Source organism: Bacillus sp. FSL M8-0063 (assembly GCF_038005545.1).
Classification (GTDB): domain Bacteria; phylum Bacillota; class Bacilli; order Bacillales; family Bacillaceae_G; genus Bacillus_A; species Bacillus_A wiedmannii.
Map to the genome: position 1 here is coordinate 1,163,122 of NZ_JBBOTJ010000001.1, position 24,652 is coordinate 1,187,773.

The following is a 24,652-nucleotide window of genomic DNA, read 5'->3' on the forward strand; positions in this document are numbered from 1 at the left end:
CGAATTAAGTTTGAGGTAGAAAAGGGAGGTTTTATACGATGACAGTAGCTACATATGAAGTAGAAAAACAATTTTTAACATATGTGAAGAAGATACAGAATTATGAGGAAGCATTAAGCTTAATGTTTTGGGACTTAAGAACAGGTGCGCCTAAAAAAGGTGTAGACCAGCGTTCAGAAGTAATTGGTATGCTTTCATCAGAAGTGTTTGTCATGTCGACTTCAGATGAGATGGGAAATTATTTAACAGAGCTTGAAGCTTTAATAAGTGAAGATAAACTTTCTGAAACGACGAAGAAAATGGTTGAAGAGTGTCGTAAAGAATATGATAGAAATAAGAAAATTCCACAAGCGGAATACGAGGCGTATGTGAAATTAGAAGCGAAAGCGGAAAGTGTGTGGGAAGAAGCTCGGGAAAAATCTGATTTCGAAATGTTCCGTCCTTATTTAGAACAAATAGTTGAATTTAAAAAGAAATTCATTACATATTGGGGTTACGAAACATATAAATATAATACATTATTAGATATGTATGAGCCAGGTATTACAGTAGAAGTGTTAGATCACGTATTTGGTCAACTTCGTGAGCGTATCGTTCCGCTCGTAAAAGAAATATCGGAGTCACAAAAGAGATTAAAGACAAGTGCTTTATCAGAACATTTTTCAAAAGAAAAACAAAAGAACTTTACATTAGAGTTATTAAAGCAATTGAATTATGACTTTGAAGCAGGTCGTCTTGATGAAACGGTACATCCATTTGAGATTACATTAAATAGAGGGGACGTTCGTATTACAACACGCTATGATGAAAAAGATTTCCGTATGGCAGTGTTTGGAACAATTCATGAATGTGGCCATGCTGTATATGAACAAAATATTGCAGAGAAATTCGAAGGTACACCGCTATGTAGTGGAACTTCTATGGGTATTCATGAGTCGCAATCATTATTCTTTGAGAACTTTATCGGTCGTAATAAATCATTCTGGAAGAAAAATTATGATTTATTAAAAGAGTATAGCGATGGTCAATTCAATGATATATCAGTAGATGAGTTTTATGATGCGATTAACGAATCGAAGCCATCGTTCATTCGTATAGAAGCAGATGAGCTTACATATCCGCTTCACGTCATGGTTCGTTATGAACTTGAGAAAGAATTATTTGATGGTACATTACAAGTGAAGGATTTGCCGGAGGCTTGGAATGATAAGATGGAAGCATATTTAGGAATTCGTCCGGAAAACAATGCACAAGGTGTATTGCAAGATGTTCACTGGGCTGGTGGTTCATTTGGATACTTCCCATCTTATGCGCTTGGTTATATGTATGCAGCGCAATTTAAGCAAAGAATGTTAAAAGACATTCCGAACTTTGATGCATTATTAGAAGAAGGAAACGTAACACCAATTCGTGAATGGCTAACAGAAAATATTCACCAATACGGTAAAACGAAAAAGCCACTTGAAATTTTAGAAGATGTGACAGGTGAAGGATTAAATGCAAACTACTTAGCAGATTATTTAGAAGCGAAGTATAAAGAAATCTATGAGTTATAAAAAAGAGCTGCTTAATTGCAGCTCTTTTTTTCAAGGGGGATAGAAGAATGGCTTATACATATACAGTAATGACGCAAGAAGAAGCAGAAGAAATTGCATATAACTGGCATTATGAAGGGAGGTATTCCTTTTACGATATAGGTGCAGATGAAGAAGATTTAGCTGAGTTTTTACATGATGAGAGTAGAGGAGATCATACATTTTCTGTGAAGGAAAACGGCACTCTCATTGGTTTTTTTACTGTTTGTAAAATAAATGATGGAACGTTTGATATAGGTCTTGGAATGAGACCTGATATAACTGGAAATGGATTTGGTTTACAGTTCGTAAACGCTGGACTAGCTTTTAGTAAAGAAAAATATGGTTGCAAGTATATAACACTATCAGTAGCGACATGTAATGAGAGAGCGATTAAAGTGTATAAAAGAGAAGGATTTGAAGTTGTTGGAACGTTTATACAGAAAACAAATGGTAGTTGTTTTGAGTTTTTGAAAATGAATTATATATGTAAAAAATAACAAAAAAACAGAAGAGGGTTCTTCTGTTTTTTTTGCAATTTCATTATCTTTCAGTTGCTAGCATGTGCACAGCTATTTCATGCATGTCTTTCAAACCTGAAACTTGAGCGTATTCAGCAACAGTAATACTACTCGTTGTTAGAAGTTCGATAATATGTTCATCCATTTTTGACCAAGTTTTACCGCCAGCGTTGTCATAAGAGTGAATTAACTTTGTTAGTCCATCCTTCCCAAAGAGTAGATAATGCGATGTGAAATCTATAGATACATCACCTATTCCTACTTCTGTCCAATCGATTAAGCCAGTTACTTTATTTTTATTATTAATCAGGATATGACCTGGATGGATATCCCCGTGCTTTACTCCTACGTGAGATGGCCAAAAAGAATCTTCAGCTAGCCATGCTTGCCAACGATCCCATAAGTCTTGATTAATATGGTATTGTTCCTTCACTCGATTCATCCTTTGTTTCATAGAAGTTCTTAATTCATTAGCAGTAAGAATTTCAACACCTGTATTATTAAATTTTTGTTGAGGTAATGAGTGTAAATTCGCTAGAACTTTTCCTAATGAAGTATGGTATTCAGTTGGTACATTCTTTTCGTTAAAGGTCCATATATAACCTTGTTGTTCTATATCAATAGTAGCGGCAGGAACGCCGCTTAGTTGTTTATAAGCAATTAGTTCCTCAGAAAATATAGACCAATCAGGAATTTGGAATTCTGCATGTTTTTTCATGATTTCTAATGCTTCTTTTTCACGTAGAGCATGTCTCATAGATTCTGGTCTACGAGGAATTCTTAGTATCCATTTATCCCCGTTTTGTTCTTTAACGTGTGCTACTTGAAAGTCAACGCCAGATTCATTGATTTCTATTGAATCTTCTAATATATTTAGGCCTTTCGTATTTGCTAATTGTTTCACTTTAAGTGTATTCATTTTTATTTCCTCCAAATGTTTATTCTAATTTCAATGTTTTCATGCGTTTTCTGTTACTTTTTGTCTCTAACTACATCAATATGCTTAAAGTAGCGAGATATAAGAAAATGTAATCATAAAAAAACCACAGACGGGCTTCTGTCTGTGGTTAAGAGTAAACGAGGATATAATGAATAAACGTCTCTCTTTGTATGAAAAAATATACGAAAAAAAGACAGATGTATATCTGCCTTTCTTCATGTGGAAAGTGTACTCTTCCGATGAAGATTATTAAAAATGTGCAGACTAATCCCGTTTACTCTGCTTTATGAAAACAGAGCCTTTGAACATATTAAATTACTTAGTGTTCAAAGGTTGCTGACGTAGTCTTCCTGCATGCATCATCTTTAACAATCCTCCTTTTAATAGTATAGTAACAATATACTTTGTTTATAAATAAACATCAATAAAAAATACTAGATGTAATATTTTAAAAAACGAATTAAATAAAAATTTATATTCGGAAAATAGAAGAAATGATGTTTGCTTTTATAATTGGAAGTTTTGGAAGAGGATGTGTATGATTGAACTTTAGTAGCAAATAGCAGGTTTAGCAAGGAGAGATAGAATGATTACAATTAAAACGAAAAATGAAATAGATTTGATGCATGAATCTGGGAAATTACTTGCTTCATGTCATAGGGAAATTGCCCAAATGATGAAACCAGGTATTACGACAAAAGAAATTGATACGTTTGTTGAAGCATATTTAGAAAAGCACGGTGCAACATCTGAACAGAAAGGTTACAACGGGTATCCATATGCGATATGCGCATCTGTAAACGATGAAATGTGTCATGGGTTTCCGGCGGATGTTCCTTTAACTGAGGGTGATATTGTAACAATTGACATGGTAGTAAACTTAAATGGTGGTCTTTCAGATTCTGCTTGGACGTATAGAGTTGGAAATGTTTCTGAAGAAGCAGAAATGTTATTGGTAGTAGCTGAGAATGCATTGTATAAAGGAATTGATCAGGCGATAATCGGTAATCATGTAGGAGATATTGGCTATGCGATTGAAAGTTATGTAGCAAATAAAGGTTTTTCTGTCGCAAGAGACTTTACGGGACATGGAATAGGTAAAGAGATTCATGAAGAACCAGCAATTTTTCATTTTGGGAAACAAGGACAAGGGCCTGAACTACAAGAAGGAATGGTAATTACAATTGAGCCTATTGTCAATGTAGGTATGCGATATTCGAAAGTAGATTTAAATGGATGGGCTGCAAGAACGATGGACGGGAAATTATCAGCGCAATATGAGCATACAATTGCGATTACAAAAGATGGGCCAATCATTTTAACGACACTTTGAAATAATATGTAAGAGTTTACAAAACTCGAACGAAAATGATGTTTTTATAAAATTTGTACGTGTTTTATTAAGAAATGCTTTTCAAAGTATAAAAAGTGCGTTATAATCCATCTATAAAATAAATAGTTAGCTACACTCATATAATCGCGGGGATATGGCCTGCAAGTTTCTACCGAAGTACCGTAAATACTTTGACTATGAGTGAGGACGAATATATTTGCTTGTTTAGCATTCTTTTTTGCGAAACTCCAAAAGCGCGTCTCTCACTTGTAACGAGTGGTGGCGGCTTTTGGAGTTTTTTATTGCATAAGAGGGGGAACAAACATGAAAGTATTACAAGAAAAGATTTTGAACGAAGGAAAGGTTTTATCTGGTGACGTATTAAAGGTAGATGCCTTTTTAAATCATCAAATTGACCCAGTACTTATGCAAGAGATCGGAAAAGAATTTGCTAAACGTTTTAAAGAAGAGAACATTACAAAAATCGTGACGATTGAATCTTCAGGCATTGCACCAGCGGTTATGGCTGCATTAGAGCTTGGTGTAAAAGTAATCTTTGCAAGAAAACGTAAATCGTTAACGTTACAAGATAATATGTACGTTGCAAACGTACATTCATTTACGAAACAAGAAACGAATGAAATTTCATTATCTCGAAATCATATCGATGAAAATGATCGTGTTTTAATTATTGATGACTTTTTAGCAAACGGTCAGGCTGCTTTAGGTTTAATGAGTTTAGTAGAGCAAGCTGGAGCAAGTATTGCAGGAATTGGTATTGTTATTGAAAAAGCATTTCAAGATGGAGGAAAGAAGCTTCGTGAACAAGGAGTTCGTGTTGAGTCACTAGCAGAAATTGCATCACTTGATAACGGCACAGTTACATTTGTACAGCAAGAAACTGCGGAGGTGAAATAAACGATGAAGCAACATCCATTTAAAATCGCATCGCTTGGTATGCAGCATATGCTTGCTATGTATGCTGGAGCAATTATTGTTCCGCTTATTGTGGGCGGCGGACTTGGTTTAAATCAAAAAGAGTTAACATACTTAGTCTCAATTGATTTATTAATGTGCGGCGTTGCGACAATTTTACAAGCATTATCAAATCGCTTTTTCGGTATTGGACTTCCAGTTGTACTTGGTTGTACATTTACAGCGGTTGGGCCAATGATTGCAATCGGGAAACAATACGGCGTGTCTTCTATTTATGGAGCAATTATTGCTGCCGGGTTATTCGTTGTTATTTTTGCGAAATTATTTGGAAAGCTTGTAAAACTGTTTCCACCTGTCGTAACAGGATCTGTCGTTACTGTAATTGGAGTTACACTTGTTCCAGCAGCAATTAATGATATGGCTGGAGGAGTAGGAAGTAAGGATTTTGGTAGTCTTGAAAATTTAGCGTTAGCATTTGGTGTATTACTATTTATCATCATTATGTATCGTTTCTTTGACGGATTTATTCGTTCAATCTCTATTTTACTTGGTCTATTGTTCGGTACAATTGTTGCAGCATTTATGGGGAAAGTAAGTTTGCAAGCGGTTGGAGAAGCGGATTGGTTCCATGGTATTCAGCCGTTTTACTTCGGTACACCAACGTTTGAATTGACGCCAATCATTACGATGATCTTAGTTGCTTGCGTAGGAATTGTAGAAGCAACAGGTGTTTACTTTGCATTATCTGATATTTGCAATAAAAAGATCGGTGAAAAAGAATTAACAAAAGGGTATCGTGCAGAAGGATTAGCGATGGTGTTAGGCGGTATTTTCAACGCGTTCCCATATACAACATACTCTCAAAACGTAGGACTTGTTCAATTAACTGGAGTAAGAAATCGCGTTATTATTTATACTTGTGGTGGTATGTTAATTGTTCTTGGATTCATTCCTAAAATCGCAGCTATTACAACTATTATCCCGAAATCAGTACTTGGCGGTGCAATGTTAGCGATGTTCGGTATGGTAATGGCATATGGTATTAAAATGTTAAGTAGCGTTGATTTTGGTAAACAAGAAAACTTATTAATCGTTGCATGTTCTGTAGGAATTGGGCTTGGGGTTACAGTTGTTCCTACATTATTCTCACAACTTCCTGAAAACATTCGTATTTTAACAGATAACGGAATTGTACTTGGAAGTGCGTCAGCAGTACTTTTAAATATCGTATTTAATATGGTGCCGCAGCGTAAAGTGAAAGTAAAAGAAGAGCCAGTGTCTATGCAAAGTGCAGTAAGGGAAGCGTAAAAAGTAAGTAGACACAATACGAATTGTATGTAATTAAGCCTATCTCATTTGAGATAGGTTTTTAATTTGTAGTGATGTTTAAAATACCAATCAAATTGAACCCATCGTTTTTATTACTGAGCTAGTTTAATAAGTTTATAATGTCTCAATTTCCAGATCTACTTTTAATTCTAAAGCTCCATTACTACAGGAGTTTTACCTGATGATGCAAAACGGTGCAACTTTATTCAAAAAGGTATGTTTTTTATAAACAGTACAAATTTGTTTTAAATCGACAGTAAAACTAGAAAAAGACCCTTGAAATTGCTGCTTAACAACAGCTTTCAAAAGGGGCGTTATAACAAAAAATGTACATTATTGTTAGAATATAATTATCCGTTAAAATAAGGAGAAACCAAAATATATATTTAGGAGGAGAAATATTTTGGAAATAGATCAAATAAAGAATATCTTAAGAAAAAGAGCAACTATCTTTCAAACAGGCGGAAAAAGACCTGATTCATCTATAAATGAAAGTTGGATTGGAAAGATTCCCTATTCATTCCCAAATGAAACTTGCCCAATCGACCGTTATCAAGACAAAATGTATGCGATTATGATGCTTAATTTAACACAAATACCTTTTGTTCCAGAAGCAGTAAAAGATATGAAAGTCATTGCAGTATTTCTTTCTCCAAACTTTGCTAAAGATTTGTCCAATTTATCAGGAAATTTTTGTGTTAGAGAATATGATTCTTTAGAGGAACTAGTACCGAATGAAATGTCACTTACGTTTCCAAATCTAAAACCTTTTCCCTTAATACCAAGATTAGTAGCTGATGAGTTTCCACAATGGGATACGGAAGATTTCCCTAACAACGTGCAAGATAGAATTATTGAACTTGAAAACACAATTGAGATTGACTACTACGAGGACATTTTTGAAGAAAATCATTACATACACAAATTAGGAGGCTATGCTTGCTTTGCACAATCAGGTATCCAATGGCCTGCGGATTATGAATTTATTTTTCAAATAACAGACGATCCCAAAGCCCATTTAAAGATTATTCATGGCGGTGGAATTTATTTTGCTAAAAATAGTAAAACAAATGATTGGATCGCACATTGTGATTTCTTATAGGAATATAAAGTGACGTTCTCTCATGTTATTTTTTCTCTAGTCCCTTTTAATATTTCTCCAGTTACATTGTGCCCCCTTACATCAATTAAAATGGTTTATTTAGTGCTACTTCAAATGTTGCAACTAGAACAACCGATGCAAAGTGCAGTAAGAGAAGCATAAAAAAAGAAAGGTCTCGTTATGAGACCTTTCTTTTCTTTTTAAGTGGCATCATTTTCCCGTACGTACCAAGACGCCAAATGTACTCAAGTGGCCCGTATTGATAACGTGATAGCCACCAGCGGCTAATAAAGATTTGTAACGTATAGAAACTAATGCAAAATAGAGGACCTACCCATAATGGAGCAAGATAATCATTTTTGAACAATAGTCCGAATACAAGTAACGTAACAATTGTATGCGAGATGTAATTTGTTAACGCCATTCGACCAACATATTGGAATGGTCGTAATAATGTTTGCCATTTTTCTTTCTGTAATAAACGCATAAGCGTGAAAATGTAGAAGATGAATAATGTTTTTCCGCTAAACATTGTAAAGCCTTGCATATAAATTGGTTCATAAGATGGTTTTGATAAGAAATAGCGGACCATGAGGAACCACATTGGCAACGTTAAAATGAACATAATAATTTGCCATTTTTTAAGCTTTGGATCTAACTCTTTCGTACGGCGGAAAATATCCTTTTTACCGGCATATAAACCAAGTAAAAATAGCCCAACTGTTTCTGGGAGCATGAATGCGTTTAGTCCAATTCCATCAGCATAAAATGCATGGAAACGATTTTGTATTTGTGACACCCAGTCTTCAAGTGGCATGATTGGTAAGGATAACCCAAGTTCATCTTTTGGCATGAAGGCAATACCAATACTAGCAATTAGCATAAGAAATTGAAAAATACTTAATAAAGCGATTGCCCATATTAAAATGGTACGAGGTTCTCTCTTATAAAATAAAAATAAGAAAAATCCAGCGATTGCATAAGTATGTAAAATGTCTCCGTCCCATAAAAGAACGTAGTGTAAGAAACCAAATAATAATAAAATAAGTAAGCGACGAACAAATAAAGTTTTTGGTCGATCTGTTTTCGCTTCAGCACGAGTCATAAAAATGTAAAAGCCTAGGCCGAATAAAAACGAAAAGATGGTATAAAACTTTGTTTGAATAAACATATCGTAAAACAGACGGATATAGCTATCTAGCCCCTCATAAATTCCTGAAAGATCACGTGAGTCAATCCCAGCGATAACAGGCCAGTTAACAAGAAAAATACCTAGTACAGCTATTCCTCTAATAATATCGATGGAGTGTATCCTCTCGCTTTGTGAAATATTTTGTGTCATTATTTTCCTCCTTGTTAAGTAATTCCCTTTTATTATACAAAATGTAAAGAGGAGGGTATATAGGTAATTTCCAATTTTTAAAACTGTTAAGATGTGTATTATGAGATATAATAAGAGTGCACAACAAGTTTTAACCTTCTTCAAAACAGGCAGTAAAGCTCCTTCTTATAAGGGGCTTTCTTTATGAAAAGTGTTGATAATGATTCTCTTTAATGATAAAATGTATTCAAAAGTGATAATCATTATCAAAAAGGTTGGTGCATGAGTATGGTATACGCATTAGTAGCAGGTACAGTCGCTGTATATGCAGTTATTGCAAAGTATGTTTTAAATGGAGTAGGAACAGCAAAATGAGTGATATGACATAAAATCCCTTTCATCTGTAAAAAGAATGAAAGGGATTTTTTATTTTTAATGAGAATATGCTGAAAATTTAGTATGATAGTAAAGTGAAACTGTAATCGATGAGGGGATGTATCTCCTGATGATTATGAGCTCGCAAATAGCGGGAAAAAGTATATACATCTTGGATAAAGGGGAACAAGGGGATGACAAACATAGTACAGACAAACGGTATGAAAAAACTTGTTTGTTTTTATGAAGAGTGGCAAAAACACGGCGATGCAGAGAATAGTGTAAAGTTGTTTGAGGTGATTCAAAAATATAAACAAGAACAGCTTATGATAGCGTTCTGCGGTCACTTCTCTGCAGGGAAATCAACGATGATGAATCATCTATATAAAGCGCAGTTGTTACCAACAAGTCCAATTCCGACAAGCGCTAACGTTGTCAAAATTGAAAAAGGAATGGATCGTGTTGTTGTAACAGTTAAATCTGGAGAACAGTACGAATATGATGGTGCATATTCAGCGGAAGAATTAAAACAAATTTGTAAAGACGGTGATGAGGTAATTGGTGTTCATATTTATCGGAATGATGCGCCAATTCCTGAGGGTGTTATGTTAGTTGATACACCAGGGATTGATTCAACAGATGATGCCCATCAATTAGCGACAGAATCAACGCTGCATCTAGCAGACGTAATTTTTTATATGATGGATTATAATCACGTCCAATCGGAAGTGAATTTGCAATTTGTTAAAGAATTGAAACAACGTAATAAAACGGTTTATCTAGTTGTAAATCAAATAGATAAACATAAAGAAAATGAATTATCGTTTGAGGATTATAAAGATAGTGTAAAACAATCGTTCTCTAACTGGGATATTGAAGTAGATGGAGTGTATTATACTTCATTGCGAATGATGAACCATACACATAATGAAATTGGGAGCTTAGAAACATTAATTACTTCTATTATGAAAGAAAAAGTGCAGTATGTAAGAGATGGAATGGAGCGAGAAACAGAATATTTAATGGGGGAACATTTCTCGTTTATTCTTTCAGAAAATGAAAAAGCTCTTTTGAAATATGAGGAAGAGCTAGCATCGCCGCTTTCTATTTCAGAGATAGTTGAAAAGAAAGAAGAGCTAACGGAAACTAAACAATGCGAGGCTAGTAAAGAATCTCATGTGAGAAACGAATTTATAAAAGGCTTACAAGCTATATTAGATAACGCGTATTTAATGCCATTTGAAATGAGAGAATTGGCAAATGTGTATTTAGAAACGAAATTAACAAAATTTAAGGTCGGTTTGCTGTTTGCGAAAGGAAAGACGGAGCAAGAAAAACAGAGACGTTTAGATGCTTTTTATTCTGCTTTGCAAAAGACTGTTGAAACGCAACTTGATTTTCATGTGAAAGAATTTATTGTTGCCTTCTTAAAAGAAGAAGGATTGTTCACAGAGGAAATTGGGAAAGACATATATGCTTTAGAAATTGCTTTTGGACCAGAAATGTTAGCTGAAGTCATTAAACAAGGTGCAGGTTTCACAGGGGATTACTTACTTCTTTATACAGCGGATGTAGCGAATGAACTGAAGAAACGTTATTTTACAAAAGCGCAGCAAATTTTTGATAAAAGTGCAGTCGTTTTAAAGCAAAAGGTGAAGGAAGCAGTTGCACGCATTGAAGAAGAGATTGAAAAATATACGATGTTGCAAACGGCAAAAGAAACGCAATTGCAATACAGTAACAATTTAGAGACATATGAAAGTTATTTGCAAAATGTTTGGCACGAGCGTGTTGCTACACCAGAAGGCTTGCAAATAGAGGAGATATTGCAAAGTAAAACACAAATTGTTAGTGAGAAATTCACACTACAAGAGCAGGAAAGCGCAAACGATCACGTAATGGCTCGTGAGGAAGAGATAAAAGGAACGGCAGCTTTAAATATTCAGCGTATATTAGAGAAAGTGAAGAAAGCTGAAACGATATTAGAGCCATTGCCAGCGCTGAAACATGTACAGCAAGAGGTAATAGAAAAAAGGCGTCGTGTGGAAACGAAACAATTTACAGTAGCGTTATTCGGAGCTTTTAGTGCTGGGAAATCATCATTTGCTAATGCACTGCTTGGTGGGAATGTACTTCCTGTATCACCAAATCCGACGACGGCAACGATTAATCAAATTTTGCCGGTTACAGAGGAAAAACCACACGGAACAGTAATGGTTCAATTCAAATCAAAGCAAGCTCTATTAGAAGATATGAAAGCTGTTTATAAGTTGTTTCATTATGAGATTACTACGTTAGATGAAGCGTTAGCACAAATTGATAAAGTTATGAAATATCCTTCACCAACTGGGAAGCAAAAAACAACATTTAGCTTTTTACGAGCGGTACAAAAAGGGTATGATACGGTTTCTGCTCATTTAGGCGAGCAGGTACAAGTTACATTAGAAGAGTTTTCTGATTATGTAGCGAATGAAGAAAAATCATGTTTTGTTGAGTACATGGAGCTTTATTATGATTGTGCTTTAACAAGGCAAGGAGTAGCGCTTGTAGACACACCTGGAGCGGATTCTATTAACGCCCGCCATACGGACGTTGCGTTCCAGTATATTAAAAACGCAGATGCTATTTTATTTGTAACGTATTATAATCATGTGTTCTCTCGTGCTGACCGTGAATTCTTAATCCAGCTTGGTCGTGTAAAGGATACTTTTGCACTTGATAAAATGTTCTTTTTAATAAATGCGGCCGATTTAGCAGAGTCTGAAGAAGAACTTGAAATGGTAAAAGGTTATATCGCAGACCAGCTACTGCAATACGGTATTAGAAATCCGCGTTTATTTGCAATTTCAAGTTTATGTGCACTTGAAGAGAAGCAAGGAAAGAATATTGAAAAAGAGAAGTACGGTATTTTACAAAACTCTGGGATTGTTAAGTTCGAGGAATCATTTACATCCTTTATGATGAGAGATTTAATGCTCGTATCTGTTCATGCTTTATATGGTACATTGCAAGGAGCAGATCAGCTTTTAGTAAATATGATAAACGGTGCAAAGCAGGGGAATGAAGAGAAAGAGAAGCAAACGAAAAAATATGAAGCAGAGCGTGATCAGCTACTTCATATTATTTCATCATATAGTGTGCTCGCTGAAGAGCAGGCGATGCAAAATGAAGTGAAAGAATTGCTTTATTACGTGCAACAGCGTCTATTCCTACGCTATAACGATGTGTTTACTGAATTTATTAATCCAGCATCGCTGCGAACGGATGGGAATGTGAAAGTGCAGTTGCAACAGTGCGTTATGGAATTAGTAGCATTTATTCAGCATGATTTATTACAAGAAATGCGTGCGACATCATTACGCCTTGAAAAATGGATAGATGAAGCGATGAAGCGTGCAAAGAATGAAATTGTGGTGAACTGTAAAGTAGAAAATGAATCAATTTCTATGAGTGGAACAGTGGATTATAAATATAAAGATATTGCACATAAAGAACCTTTCCCTTCAGTTGAAATAAAAGATTTCAAAAAAGCACTAGCGCATTTTAAAAATGAAAAAAGCTTTTTTGAAAAGAATGATAAAGCTTTCATGCAAGAAGAGGCTAAAGTTGTATTAGAGCCCTTCGTATCAAACTATGTAGCTGATGAAAAAGATTTATTTGTTCATCATTATAAGCAAGAGTGGGATTTGAAATGGAACTTATTCCAAAAAGTGATGCAGCAAGATGTGATGAATTATTATGAAAGTGTATTATTTGCATTGGCTGAAACAATTGATGTATCACTATATGAACAAAGTAAAGAACAGTTGCAAAAGCAGTTAGTAGAGATTGAAAAAGAAATTTATGTGATATAGTCGTTATGAGAAAAAGATTCGTTCGATTTTCTTTTGCAATACTGTATCTAAAGATTTGACAAACCCAGCAAATTCATCTGTAGAAATCATATGAGTAAGAACGAGGCGTCGGCCGTCTGGTGTTTCACCGCATAAGACGAATGAAGAAAATTCATATGTTTTGTTTTCTACTACTAATTTTGGGTAGGAATACGTGTCGCTTTTCTTCTTCTTTCCATCAATAGAGATGACGTTGCATTTTTTCTCATTGTTGTCCATGGTGAATCCCTCCTTTCTATTATTTATGGTAGACAAGGAGGGTTTAGAACAATAGAGAAAGGGGAGTTTTTTATGTGTGTAGTAATAGAGTATATTTCGAAAGAAGCTATACCGAAACCTTTACTATTGCTTGCTGATCCAAGTGAGCAGCAAATTGATGCATATGTACAAAGAGGGTTAACATATGTAGCTAAGCAAGAGGAGAGAGTTGTCGGTGTATATGTTCTTTTGGAAACAAGGCCGAAGACGATGGAAATTATGAATATTGCAGTTGTAGAGCATTTGCAAGGAAAAGGGATTGGAAAGCAGCTATTAAGTCATGCCGTAGAAACTGCTAAAGGATATGGTATGTCAAAACTTGAAGTTGGTACAGGCAATTCTAGTGTTTCACAACTTGCTTTATATCAAAAATGTGGATTTCGTATTTTTTCTATTGATTTTGATTACTTTTCAAAGCATTATGAAGAAGAGATTATTGAAAATGGGATTGTATGTCGTGATATGATTCGGCTTGCAATGGAATTGAATAAGAACGTATAACTTATTTAGGGGGAAGAGAAGATGGAAGTACATAAAGCAATTACAGCACATTCTCGTAAACAAAATGAAAGTGTAAAAGCATGTTTACAATTAGATGCGCAGCGTGAAGCAGCTATTGAAGCAGCCGTATCTCTTGCGTCAAAGGGGAAAGAATTTTCGGTTGATATCATTAATGTTGTAACAAAGCAAATTAATGATCTTGCAAAAAATGGTGTTACACTGCAACGTAAATTTGTTACGGAAGAAATGGTTATGGAGTATGTAAGTCGTTTGCAAGAGAAAGAAGGTCGTTAAAGATGATAGTTACAGTCGAATGGTTACGTGAGCATATAGAGGATGAGAATGTCCGTATAATCGATTGTCGTTTTGATTTAGCGAATCCTAATTGGGGTAGAGAAAAGTATGAGGAAGAACATATTCTTCATGCGTTATATTTTGATTTAAATTTAGATTTATCAAGTCCTGTAACAGAACATGGTGGTCGCCATCCATTGCCGAATATTGAGGAGTTTGCAGACAAGCTTTCACAAGCTGGTATTGGTGAACATACGACAGTAATTGCATATGACAGTCAAGCGGGTGCAAATGCTTCTCGTCTCTGGTGGTTATTAAACTATGTAGGACATGAGAAAGTATATATATTAGATGGTGGATTTCCAGCTTGGAAAGAGAATGGACTACCGATAACAAAGGAAATTCCTGTTGCTATACGAAAAACATTCAAAGCAAATGTACAAGATCATATGCTTGTAACGATGGAAACGGTGAGAGAGAATATTCATGCAGGTGCAGATGTTACGTTAATTGATTCTAGAGAGCCAAAACGTTATGCTGGTGTAGAGGAACTAGTTGATCCAAAAGCAGGACATATTCCGACAGCAGTAAACTATTTTTGGAAGGATGGAATTGTACAATCAGGACAATTTAAGAATGAAGCTGGGCAACAAGAACGATTCCGAAATCTTTTGAAAGATAAGGAAACAATTGTATATTGTGGTTCTGGTGTTACAGCATGTCCAAATATCCTTGCATTGAAATTAGCTGGATTCCAAAATGTTAAATTGTATGCAGGTAGCTGGAGTGATTGGATTTCTTATCCAGAAAATCAAATTGCAAAAGAAGAAGATTAATCACTTGCATGCAAAAATAATTTGTATTAAAATAAGGTCACAAGCAAGAAATTGCTCGAAAAACTTTGTATTTTACACATTGGAAACAATGTGATAATATAACGACAAGTAAATAATACATCCTGCGGTGTACGTAACTTATTTATGTCTAAAACCGATGTTAGTTATACGGAAGCTCAATATTTAGCGACCATCATCAAGCCTTCCTTGTGGAGGAAGATGTACGGTAACTGTGAGGGCATCCACCTGCGAGTAGCGGGTTTTTGGACATTTACGAGGAGCGGCACGTGCGGGGGTCTTATTTCAACTAACATTATATAAAATTCCTACGGTGTACGTAGCTTATGCATGTCTTAAACCAATAAGTTTAATATGGAAGTTCAATATTTAAATGTAGCTAACAAGCCGTCTTTTTAAGAAGGAAGTTACAAACATTTGTGAGAGCATCCACCTGTGAGAGCAGGTTTATGGACATCTAGAGAGAACGGCATATGTGGGGCTATATAAAAACCTTACGTTTTATACGTAAGGTTTTTTTGTTGCATAAATATATTTGTTTTATCTGGATTCACCTGTGAAGTTTCCATAATAAATATAGCACTTTCTATCTTCATCAATCTCTCTTGAATCTAAAGCGAACTCCATATGCATGCCGTCGCGCTGAATATATATAAGGTCTGAATGAAGAGATGGCAAAATTTCTTCATAGTTCCATACATCTTTCCGATCTATTATGCTAGAACTCGTTTCACTTAGTTCTCTAACCTCAAAACCGATGTGAGAGTATGTAGGATCTGAAGGGTCATTTGCAAACTCTTCTTTTTGAATATATATAACTGCTGTTCCGTCTGGATCTACTGAAGTTGCAGTAACAACATATGTCTTGTTATCTTTTATAAAATATTCACACGTCATGCGTGCGATGATTTCAGAATTAGAAATATTTGCGTAGTTCCATAAAGCAGGATACCTTTTCGTTTCATCATTAAGTCGATATTCTAAGCGCATTTTATCCCTCTTCTTCCTTTTTCTTCTACTTTATCATGCTATCTTATATAATAGGAATAGAATTTAAAAAGGGGAGTGCGAAGGTGACGAAAACGAAATGGCTAGTAGGTGGTGTCGTAACGTCTTTAATGACTGGCACCTTATTTGGCTGCGAGCAAGATCTTCCCCCAAAACCGAATGATAATAGTTGTTCAGATTGGGATTGGGATGATGAACTTGGGGTATGGCAGTGTGATGATAGTAGGTCAGGTTATCGTGGGCATTATTTTTATGGTGGGAGTTACTATCAAAATAAATCCACTTTTAAAAATTCATCGGCGTTTAAATCTTATCAATCGTCTGCGGAATTTAAAGGTGGAATTGGAAGCGGTTCAAAGGGAGGATTTGGGGGCTAACATATGTCGCAATACATAAGGGATCGAAAAGAATTTTACTCGAAATATCCGAATTTTTGGTCGGATTTATATGAATGTGAGTATAGTTTGTTTCATGTTTTTTTTATAACAAATCAGACTATGAAACAATTGCAATTAGCAACTGAACGAATGGGGAAAATATTTTTTAAGACTGCTAAACTTTTGCGGAATTTAAGTGACGAACAGCTTCTTGAACTTGGGTATCCTCCTGCAAGCTTATCGTTTATTAGAATGAAAGGATTATATCCTGAATCTGTTATTTCACGATTTGATTTCGTTTTAACAAATGATAACCAAATTAAAATGCTTGAGTTTAATAGTGATACACCAACTTTTATTATGGAATGCTTTCAAATGAATGGAAAAGTTTGTGGAAAACTAGGCTATGATGATCCAAACTTGGGTCAAGAACGATTACTATCTTCTGGTGTTACAAAGGCTGTAATGGAAGCGACAAAGGGAATAGATAACCCAAATGTTGTTTTTACAGCACATCATGAACATATTGAGGATTGGAATACGACTATGTATTTGAGTCAGTTATGCCATGTTGAAAATAAAGTAGTGCCAATGTCAGAACTTAGAATTACAAAAGATGCTTTAGTGGATAGGGATGGAGTACAGATTGATATTTTATATCGCCAAACATATCCGATAGAAGATTTAATTGAGGATCAAGATCCTGAAACAGGAGACTTCGTAGGTGTGGAACTGTTGCAACTTGTAAAAGCCGGAAAGCTTTTTATAATAAATCCTTTGTCAGCATTTTTGCTTCAGCCAAAATCAATTCAGTGTCTTATTTGGGGGTTAGCAGAAGAAAAGGCCTTTTATACAAATGAGGAACAACAGTGGATTAAAGAATATATGTTACCTACATATTTAGAACCAGATTTATTTTTAGGAAAAGGCTCTTTCGTTCAAAAACCTTCATTTGGTAGAGAAGGAGACACAATTACCGTTCGCGATAAGGACGAAAATATTATGATTCAAAATGCACACCAAACGTATAAAGCGTCACTGCCGATATTTCAAAAGTATACAGAACTTCCAGTCGTATCTTTGGAAACTGAGAAAGGGATGGAGAAACTGTCGTATGTGTTTGGTTCGTTTTTAATTGCTGGAAAAGCGAGTAGTATCGGTATTCGCGCTGGGGAAAAAATTACGGGGAATGAATCGTACTATTTACCGGTAGGTATAAAAAAGGAGGAAAGTATATGATTAATTTTTTATTATATTTAGCAGTAACACTGGGCCTTTTATGTATTGGTCTGTTCCTCATGGAAGTGACAACGAAAGTAAAAGAATTTAAGTTAATGGCCCAAGGAAATAAGGCGGTAAGCTATGTACTTGGAGGACGATTACTTGGGTTAGCTATTGTTTTATATTCGACAGCAGCTAATTCCATTTCACTTCTTGATATGGTTTCATGGGGAGCTGTTGGGATTTTGGCTCAAATTATCGTCTTTTATTTAGCTGAGTGGCTTACACCACGCTTTAATATAAACAAAAGTCTTGAAGAAGATAACCAAGCAGTCGGTCTTTTTCTTATGTTTTTATCACTTTCCATTGGGATTGTAATTGCTGGTTGTATAACTTATTAAAAACTTTACGTTTAAACGTGAAGTTTTTTATTTTATATACGTTAGTTCGCCATACATTTCGAAAAAATTGTAGGCTACTGTTGACATCTATTTTAAATAAGAGTAACATTTTCTATGTAATAAAAATAAGTCTCTGTTAGGTGAGGCTCCTGTATAGAGAAATGCTACTGCCCAAAAATGTCGAGAGACGCCAATGGGTCAACAGGAATGATCGAATTAAGGTTTTTCTTAACGTAGCTGGTAATGTACCTATGCTATACAGTGCTAAAACTCGGCGAGGGAGAGGTCCGTAGATTTCTAATTGTTTAGGAATCGTTTATTTGTGTATGTCATGACCTTTACTCTTTTCGGAGTAAGGGTCTTTTTGTTACAAAGCTATGAGTAAATTCATAGTATAAACTATAAAATTAAACGAGGAGGTGAGGAGCATGTCAAATTCTGACTCGGTTCCGTTACCCATATACTTCAAATCAAAAATATATGATGTAGGCAGGAAACGACTTGTTCCTCCCTCTATATTTATCATAATGTAGCGTTTATATGCATGTTTAAGCGCTAGACACTGTTACGGTAAAGTGGATAAATTGAGAAACAAAGCGTTTCTTCCTATGTTGTACAGGAGGAGACGATAATATGTTATATGCAAACAAAACTGTGGGTAACACGTCATATAAATTAAGTAAAAAATCAATGAAAGAACAAACAATGCTTCAAAAAAATAAAGATTTATTAATTGAAATCGCAACGAGAGATGTAAAATCTGTATTTGCGTATTTTAAAACAACAAGAGACGGATTATCTATGAAAGAGGCACAAAAACGCATTCAAGTATACGGCCGAAACGAATTAATTTCAAAAAGAGCGCGTATTGCGGAAGTAATGATGAAGCTAAGTGGAATGATTCCAGGTTTTTCAAAACAACATGTGCGTGATGGATTACAATGTGAGAAAATTACTGTGTCTCGAGTAGAATGTTCTAGTGTAACTGGTTTAAACGGTGAATTAAAAATGATGAATGTGCCAGTACAAGAGCTTGTTCCTGGGGATATGATTTTTCTTTCAGAAGGTGATACAGTACCGGCAGATGTACGTATCATTTACGCGAATGATTTATTAGTAAATGAATCCGTGCTAACAGGAAAAGATGCAAGTATTGAGAAATTTGAAAGTTGCTATCACCTTGAGCGTAAACGATTTATTCCTTTAAAACGAATGAAAGACTATAATCCACTTGAACTTGAAAACGTATGTTTCAAAGGGACTCATATTGTTGGCGGAAATGCAAAGGCTGTAGTTGTTTCGACTGGGAAAAATACGTATACAGGAATTCTTCATACTTGTTGTAGTAGAACGTCTTAATGTGTAAATGATGCTAAATATACAAAAACAATGTATAATAGACAAAGTTGAAAAAACGTAGAATGGTAATCTATTTATATAACCTTACGTGATGACGTGGGGTTATTATTTTTTTTGGTAGGAGAGGGATTATGAAAAAAGTATTATTAGTTGATGGTATGGCACTATTATTTCGTGCTTTTTACGCAACAAGTGTCTACGGACAATTTATGAAACGACAAGATGGTACCCCTACAAACGGGATTCATGGTTATATGAAACATTTATTAACAGCTATGCAAGCAATTGAACCGACACATATCGTAACATGCTGGGATATGGGTAGTACGACATTTAGAACAGAATCGTTCTCGAATTATAAAGCGAATCGTGTAGCGCCGCCTGAAGAATTAATTCCGCAATTTGATTTAGTTCAAGAAATGACTGCGAAATTGTCTATTCCAGTTATCGGTATGAAAGGGTATGAAGCGGATGATTGTATCGGCACGCTTGCAAAACAATACTGTAATGAAGCGGAAGTGTATATTTTAACAGGTGATACGGATTTACTTCAGCTTGTTGATAAGAACGTTACAGTAATGCTCTTGCGCAAAGGAATTGGAAATTACGAATATTACACACCAGAGAAAATCATGGAAGAAAAAGGCGTAGAGCCGTGGCAAATCGTGCATGCGAAAGCATTCATGGGAGATACGAGTGATAATTACCCAGGTGTAAAAGGTATCGGGGAAAAAACAGCTTATAAATTGATTCAAGAGCACGGAACAGTAGCAACTGTACTAGAAAATGTAGCAACATTAACGAAAGCGCAGCGTACAAAGATTGAAAGTGATCTAGAGAACTTAAATATTTCATTACAATTAGCACAAATTCATTGTGAAGTTCCAATTTCATGTTCATTAGAAGAAGGCTTACACACAATGGATGAAGAAAAACTTAGATTCGTTTGTGAAGAAATGAATTGGGGAAGACCAGAAATATTAATAAATATGCTATAAATAGTTTTGAAAGAGGGATGTTGTATAAGTCAAACTTTGACTTATACAACATCCCTCTTTTTGTTTTTACGAACAGTATCGTAGTAAATAAAATTATATCGAACTCAATTTTAAATATATAAATGTTTCGACAAAATATATGGATAGAAGTTGATGACAATAGCAACTTTTATAATGAAATGAAGCAATTTCAAAATGGTTTTAGGATGATCACATTTTTGCATGTTCACAAAGTTGTCAGAAAATAAATGAAATTTTCATATGAAGTTCAAATGGAATTCACAACAATCAATTATTATAAGGGCACACAGATAATTCCTTATCTTTTATATAAACCATCCCCCAAGGAGGACAATGGAAATGAGAAAAAAAGTGAGAAAATCTTTTAAACAATTATTAATTGAAAATAAACAATCACTATTAAATAATAAAGAAAATATGAAAGAAATTGAAGAGAGAATTGAGAAACGACATGTAGCATATAGTGGTGCCAATAATTAAATAAAATAAAAAAGATAGCCTTTAAAGGCTATCTTTTTTATTTTATATTGAAAAAACTTTATTCCTCTCTTTAATTTTGCAACTATGCAAGATGTTTTTATAGTGTTTTTCTGTCAATATTATTCATTTTTCGAGGTTGTAATTGGTATATATCAATTTTGAAGATTCGCTATTCATAATATTACAAAAAATGTTACAATACATTCAAAATTACGCTATAAAATCATTTTAATATGAAAAATTGGAATGAAAAGAAAGGAGAGGAATATGAATAATGGTGTCGCTTTGAAATGATTATTATCATTTCAGTAGGAGTTGATGTAAAACGATGGATAGGTATGAAGAACTGGATTCTATACGAGGAATTTCTTCATTGATAGTAATGATTAGCCATCATTTAATGATTTTTTCAGTATTTCAAAATTACAGTTATGAAGATAATAAACCATTTGTTATTTATCTATTAAAAGAAACACCTGCTCGTCTAATTTTTAGTAGTGGTAACGAATCTGTTATTATCTTTTTTGTTTTGAGTGGATTTGTTTTGTATAGATCCATTCAAAAAAACTACGATAGCTATGGATCATTCCTTTTAAAGCGTATATCTAGAATCTATATTCCATATATCATAGCAATAAGTATAGCTATTTTATGCCAGACTACAATGAGTAAATATGGTATTTCTAATTTAAGTGAATGGTTTAATCGCTCATGGACGATTGAAAGTTCTTTAAGCTTAATAGCGCAACATATTTTATTGATTGGGAAATATAATACAGATGCATATAACGGCGTAATTTGGTCACTTGTTCATGAAATGCGAATATCGATAATTTTTCCGTTAGTTTTGATGGTTTGTTTACGAAAAACGTTGAGGTATTCATTATTGTCATTGTTTATTTTTAGTATATGTTCTGTCGTGATTTTATTTTTATTTCACTCAAGTTTAACATTAACTAGTTATGCATTAACTCTGCATTACACAGTGCTGTTTTTACTAGGAGCACTAGTTGCGAAATATAAAAATAATTTAATAGTTTTTTATAGTAATCGTACTAAAAATGAGAAAATTGCATGGTTTTTATTTGCGGTTTTACTTTATATGTATGAAGGGCTTGTTGGAGAAATTAATTTGCTTAATAATTTTATATTTCGAGACTACGTAGTAGCGATAAGTGCATGTTTATTTGTCATATTAAGCTTGTCAGTATCAACTTTGTCATCCTTGCTACGTAATAAATACTTGTTATATTTGGGGAAGATTTCTTACAGTCTTTATTTATACCACACCATATCTTTATTTTCCCTAGTGTATATGCTTCATGAAATATTTCCGTTACCCATTGTTTTAATGTTATCGCTCATTCTTTCGTTTATACTAGCAATAATTTCTTATTTGTTTGTAGAAAAATTTGCATTCAGGATCGGAAAGTATATAACAAAGCAATCGAATTTAGAAAAGAAAAGACTATCTGTAGAAAGTGAGTTGCAGGATGTTATTCAAACAAAGGCGGTGAAATAATTGAAGCAAGAAATTAGTATGAAGGATTTTCAGCAGCTATTGAAAAGAAGAGTAGTAACAATTATTTTGACGATGTGTTGTGTAACATTTTCTTTAATTCTTATTTCTATGTATGTATTAAAGCCTTCGTATCAATATTCAACGCAAATTCTCGTTGGGAATTTAGATGGGTTTAATAAAGAAAATGCAGTGAATAAAACACAGGAAAATAAGCAACTTGTAACGTCGTATGTTGATATATTAAAAAGTCCACTCATTATTTCAACGGTTAAAAAAAATTTGAAATTAGAGCAATCAATTTATGAATTAGCACAAAAAATTTCAGTGGTGAATATGGACAACTCTCAAATCGTTACTGTTACAGTAAAAGATTCAGATCCTACAATCGTCAAAGAAATTGTAAAGTCATTGGCAGAACAATCTCAAAAAAGCTTTCAACAGTATACGAATGTACAGGGGATAAAAATATTAACTGACCCTGAGTTACAGGAAAAAGCTGAAAAGTTGTTTCCGAAATTGCAACTTATCATTCCTATCTCTTTAATTGTTAGCTTTTTTGTTGGGATAGGTTTAGCTGTATTTCGAGATTATTTTGATGAGCGTATATACGTGGAACAAGATTTAGAGAAAATAACAACAGTATCTGTTATTGGTCACATAAATATGAAACCGAATAGAAAAAAGAAATCTACAGAAGTTGATGCGCAATCATCTATATATCGAGGTGAACATGTCGATGTTTAAGACAAAGAAAAAGCTGCCATTTAATCCGCATGATGCTCTAATGAAAGAGCAGTTTTATACGGTGTATCACGAGTTGAAAAAATCGGGGAAACAAGTGTTCACAGTTACCTCAACGAAGGATAGAGGTGTTGTCGCGTCGCTTATAGTAAATCTAGGGCTAGTGTTTGCAGAGATGAAAAAAAAGGTGTTACTTATCGATGTGAATTTTTCTGATCCTAAACTACATCTACTATTACAAAGCAATTATACGAAAACAGTGAACGATATAATAAACGATTCCCCTTGTAGTTATGAATCTTTTTCTAGTAATTTATCTAAATACTTATATTGTATTCCTGCCCAAAAAACAGTACACACCGGAACGCCTTTAGTTGCTACGGATGAATTTGATCATGTAATTGCGAAGTGGAAAGAAGATTTTGATTACATTTTCTTGTATTCCTCTGAAGTATTTGAGCTTCCTGCTACGCACATGATTGCAGGGAAATGCGATGGAGTGGTCTTAGCAGTCAAAAAGAGAAAAGATTCCCTACGTACGGTGCAAAAAGTGATAGCAAATATAAAGAAGAAAGAATGTGAATTAATAGGTATAGTTTTATATTCTTGAATGTGGGGGTAACGATCTATGATTCGTGAAACAAACCAAGCCAAGTTGTATACGATTCCGGCTCAAGAAAAGACCAGTATTTTGAATCGAAGTATAAAGCGCTTGTTTGATATTATATTTTCACTCATATTGTTACTATTAACGCTACCAATTATGTTGTTCTTTTGTATTATGATTACTTTCGAAACAGCAGGAGCTCCAATTTATTTTCAAGAACGTTTAGGGATTAATGGAAGGAAATTTAATGTATTTAAATTAAGGTCGATGGTAAAAGATGCTGAAATAAATGGCCCACAATGGGCAAATGAAAATGATTCAAGAATTACTAAAGTTGGATCGTTTATAAGGAAAACGAGAATTGATGAGTTACCGCAACTTTTAAATATTTTAAAAGGTGATATGTCTTTTGTCGGACCAAGACCAGAGAGAGAGTATTTTTATAAACAATTTGATACGTATATTCCAGAATTCAAGGATCGTTTAATAGTGAAGCCAGGGTTAACAGGATGGGCACAAATAAATGGAGGATATAATCTTGATCCGAAAGAAAAGTTGAAATTGGATATGGAGTATATTGAAATGAAAACGATTAAGATGGACATTCGGATTTTATGTAAAACTGTTTTAATAGTATTGAACGGTAATGGTGCAAGATAAATATATGTAAGTAGGTTGCTTGCAAA

Annotated in this window: 24 protein-coding genes, 2 other RNA genes and 2 riboswitches; of the genes, 22 read left to right on the plus strand and 4 right to left on the minus strand. The window is 34.4% G+C overall.

Annotated elements, in window-relative coordinates; all coding sequences use genetic code 11:
* Window positions 1-38 precede the first annotated feature (38 nt).
* Window positions 39-1,556, plus strand: coding sequence for a carboxypeptidase (ypwA, locus tag MKX31_RS06055; protein WP_088048410.1), 1,518 nt, complete (start codon window positions 39-41; stop codon window positions 1,554-1,556).
* Between the two features lie 47 nt (window positions 1,557-1,603).
* Window positions 1,604-2,074, plus strand: coding sequence for a GNAT family N-acetyltransferase (locus MKX31_RS06060; RefSeq protein ID WP_340980305.1), 471 nt, complete (start codon window positions 1,604-1,606; stop codon window positions 2,072-2,074).
* 43 nt (window positions 2,075-2,117) lie between these two features.
* On the opposite strand, the gene mphL is transcribed toward MKX31_RS06060, so the two are convergent.
* Window positions 2,118-3,014, minus strand: coding sequence for a macrolide 2'-phosphotransferase MphL (gene mphL, locus MKX31_RS06065; protein WP_088048411.1), 897 nt, complete (start codon window positions 3,012-3,014; stop codon window positions 2,118-2,120).
* Between the two features lie 607 nt (window positions 3,015-3,621).
* On the opposite strand from mphL, the gene MKX31_RS06070 reads away from it, so the two are divergent.
* The 4 genes from MKX31_RS06070 to MKX31_RS06085 all read left to right on the plus strand — a co-directional run bounded on the left by MKX31_RS06070 (window position 3,622) and on the right by MKX31_RS06085 (window position 7,735).
* Window positions 3,622-4,368 carry a type I methionyl aminopeptidase gene (locus MKX31_RS06070; protein ID WP_088048412.1) on the plus strand — a complete coding sequence of 249 codons (747 nt, stop codon included), beginning with the start codon at window positions 3,622-3,624 and terminating at the stop codon, window positions 4,366-4,368.
* Window positions 4,369-4,484: 116 nt separating this feature from the next.
* A riboswitch (purine riboswitch) is annotated at window positions 4,485-4,586 on the plus strand.
* A gap of 106 nt (window positions 4,587-4,692) precedes the next feature.
* Entirely contained in the window at window positions 4,693-5,286 is a 594-nt protein-coding gene (locus MKX31_RS06075; protein ID WP_064476595.1) for a xanthine phosphoribosyltransferase, read from the plus strand.
* A gap of 3 nt (window positions 5,287-5,289) precedes the next feature.
* Entirely contained in the window at window positions 5,290-6,612 is a 1,323-nt protein-coding gene (pbuX, locus tag MKX31_RS06080) for a xanthine permease PbuX (RefSeq protein ID WP_000809222.1), read from the plus strand.
* Between the two features lie 424 nt (window positions 6,613-7,036).
* Window positions 7,037-7,735 (plus strand): DUF1963 domain-containing protein, encoded by a 699-nt coding sequence (locus MKX31_RS06085; RefSeq protein ID WP_064476593.1) that lies wholly within the window; start codon window positions 7,037-7,039, stop codon window positions 7,733-7,735.
* Window positions 7,736-7,913: 178 nt separating this feature from the next.
* Here MKX31_RS06085 and MKX31_RS06090 read toward each other — a convergent pair whose 3' ends face one another.
* On the minus strand, window positions 7,914-9,077 hold the full coding sequence (locus MKX31_RS06090) for a DUF418 domain-containing protein (RefSeq protein WP_064476592.1): 1,164 nt from the start codon (window positions 9,075-9,077) through the stop codon (window positions 7,914-7,916).
* 548 nt (window positions 9,078-9,625) lie between these two features.
* Between MKX31_RS06090 and MKX31_RS06095 the strand changes: the two genes are divergently transcribed.
* Window positions 9,626-13,285 carry a dynamin family protein gene (locus tag MKX31_RS06095; protein ID WP_098111401.1) on the plus strand — a complete coding sequence of 1,220 codons (3,660 nt, stop codon included), beginning with the start codon at window positions 9,626-9,628 and terminating at the stop codon, window positions 13,283-13,285.
* Between the two features lie 3 nt (window positions 13,286-13,288).
* On the opposite strand, the gene MKX31_RS06100 is transcribed toward MKX31_RS06095, so the two are convergent.
* Window positions 13,289-13,543 (minus strand): DUF3931 domain-containing protein, encoded by a 255-nt coding sequence (locus MKX31_RS06100; protein WP_000369740.1) that lies wholly within the window; start codon window positions 13,541-13,543, stop codon window positions 13,289-13,291.
* A 72-nt stretch (window positions 13,544-13,615) separates the two neighbouring features.
* Between MKX31_RS06100 and MKX31_RS06105 the strand changes: the two genes are divergently transcribed.
* From MKX31_RS06105 to ssrS (MKX31_RS06125), 5 genes are all read left to right on the plus strand, one after another.
* Window positions 13,616-14,083, plus strand: a complete 468-nt coding sequence (locus tag MKX31_RS06105) for a GNAT family N-acetyltransferase (RefSeq protein ID WP_048561317.1) — start codon at window positions 13,616-13,618, stop codon at window positions 14,081-14,083.
* Between the two features lie 21 nt (window positions 14,084-14,104).
* Window positions 14,105-14,377 (plus strand): YpbS family protein, encoded by a 273-nt coding sequence (locus MKX31_RS06110; RefSeq protein ID WP_000451806.1) that lies wholly within the window; start codon window positions 14,105-14,107, stop codon window positions 14,375-14,377.
* A gap of 2 nt (window positions 14,378-14,379) precedes the next feature.
* Window positions 14,380-15,213 carry a sulfurtransferase gene (locus MKX31_RS06115; RefSeq protein WP_064476590.1) on the plus strand — a complete coding sequence of 278 codons (834 nt, stop codon included), beginning with the start codon at window positions 14,380-14,382 and terminating at the stop codon, window positions 15,211-15,213.
* 116 nt (window positions 15,214-15,329) lie between these two features.
* A non-coding RNA gene (ssrS, locus tag MKX31_RS06120) (6S RNA) lies at window positions 15,330-15,512 on the plus strand.
* Window positions 15,513-15,533: 21 nt separating this feature from the next.
* Window positions 15,534-15,717: non-coding RNA, 6S RNA (gene ssrS, locus MKX31_RS06125), on the plus strand.
* A gap of 54 nt (window positions 15,718-15,771) precedes the next feature.
* On the opposite strand, the gene MKX31_RS06130 is transcribed toward ssrS (MKX31_RS06125), so the two are convergent.
* The gene (locus tag MKX31_RS06130; protein WP_001235541.1) at window positions 15,772-16,221 is read right to left on the minus strand and encodes a hypothetical protein; all 450 of its coding nucleotides are present in this window, start codon (window positions 16,219-16,221) and stop codon (window positions 15,772-15,774) included.
* An 83-nt stretch (window positions 16,222-16,304) separates the two neighbouring features.
* On the opposite strand from MKX31_RS06130, the gene MKX31_RS06135 reads away from it, so the two are divergent.
* The 10 genes from MKX31_RS06135 to MKX31_RS06180 all read left to right on the plus strand — a co-directional run bounded on the left by MKX31_RS06135 (window position 16,305) and on the right by MKX31_RS06180 (window position 24,626).
* Window positions 16,305-16,616, plus strand: coding sequence for a hypothetical protein (locus tag MKX31_RS06135; protein WP_064476589.1), 312 nt, complete (start codon window positions 16,305-16,307; stop codon window positions 16,614-16,616).
* A gap of 3 nt (window positions 16,617-16,619) precedes the next feature.
* Window positions 16,620-17,855, plus strand: coding sequence for a glutathionylspermidine synthase family protein (locus MKX31_RS06140; RefSeq protein ID WP_064476588.1), 1,236 nt, complete (start codon window positions 16,620-16,622; stop codon window positions 17,853-17,855).
* Entirely contained in the window at window positions 17,852-18,238 is a 387-nt protein-coding gene (locus MKX31_RS06145) for a DUF350 domain-containing protein (protein WP_000606860.1), read from the plus strand. Before MKX31_RS06140 ends, MKX31_RS06145 begins: the two co-directional genes overlap by 4 nt.
* 125 nt (window positions 18,239-18,363) lie before the next feature.
* A riboswitch (M-box (ykoK) riboswitch) is annotated at window positions 18,364-18,529 on the plus strand.
* Window positions 18,530-18,871: 342 nt separating this feature from the next.
* A complete protein-coding gene (locus tag MKX31_RS06150; RefSeq protein ID WP_000964966.1) occupies window positions 18,872-19,597 on the plus strand; it encodes a P-type ATPase in 726 nt (241 codons plus the stop codon).
* Between the two features lie 131 nt (window positions 19,598-19,728).
* A complete protein-coding gene (locus MKX31_RS06155; RefSeq protein ID WP_064476586.1) occupies window positions 19,729-20,595 on the plus strand; it encodes a 5'-3' exonuclease in 867 nt (288 codons plus the stop codon).
* Window positions 20,596-20,955: 360 nt separating this feature from the next.
* On the plus strand, window positions 20,956-21,096 hold the full coding sequence (locus MKX31_RS06160; RefSeq protein ID WP_046955196.1) for an FbpB family small basic protein: 141 nt from the start codon (window positions 20,956-20,958) through the stop codon (window positions 21,094-21,096).
* A 328-nt stretch (window positions 21,097-21,424) separates the two neighbouring features.
* Window positions 21,425-22,618, plus strand: a complete 1,194-nt coding sequence (locus MKX31_RS06165) for an acyltransferase family protein (protein ID WP_340980312.1) — start codon at window positions 21,425-21,427, stop codon at window positions 22,616-22,618.
* Window positions 22,619-23,362, plus strand: a complete 744-nt coding sequence (locus tag MKX31_RS06170) for a YveK family protein (RefSeq protein ID WP_048561310.1) — start codon at window positions 22,619-22,621, stop codon at window positions 23,360-23,362. It abuts the gene before it with no gap.
* Window positions 23,349-23,969 (plus strand): CpsD/CapB family tyrosine-protein kinase, encoded by a 621-nt coding sequence (locus MKX31_RS06175; protein ID WP_340980314.1) that lies wholly within the window; start codon window positions 23,349-23,351, stop codon window positions 23,967-23,969. The genes MKX31_RS06170 and MKX31_RS06175 overlap by 14 nt, the downstream gene beginning before the upstream one ends.
* 18 nt (window positions 23,970-23,987) lie before the next feature.
* Complete coding sequence (locus MKX31_RS06180) at window positions 23,988-24,626, plus strand: sugar transferase (protein WP_048561308.1); 639 nt, start codon at window positions 23,988-23,990, stop codon at window positions 24,624-24,626.
* Window positions 24,627-24,652: the final 26 nt, after the last annotated feature.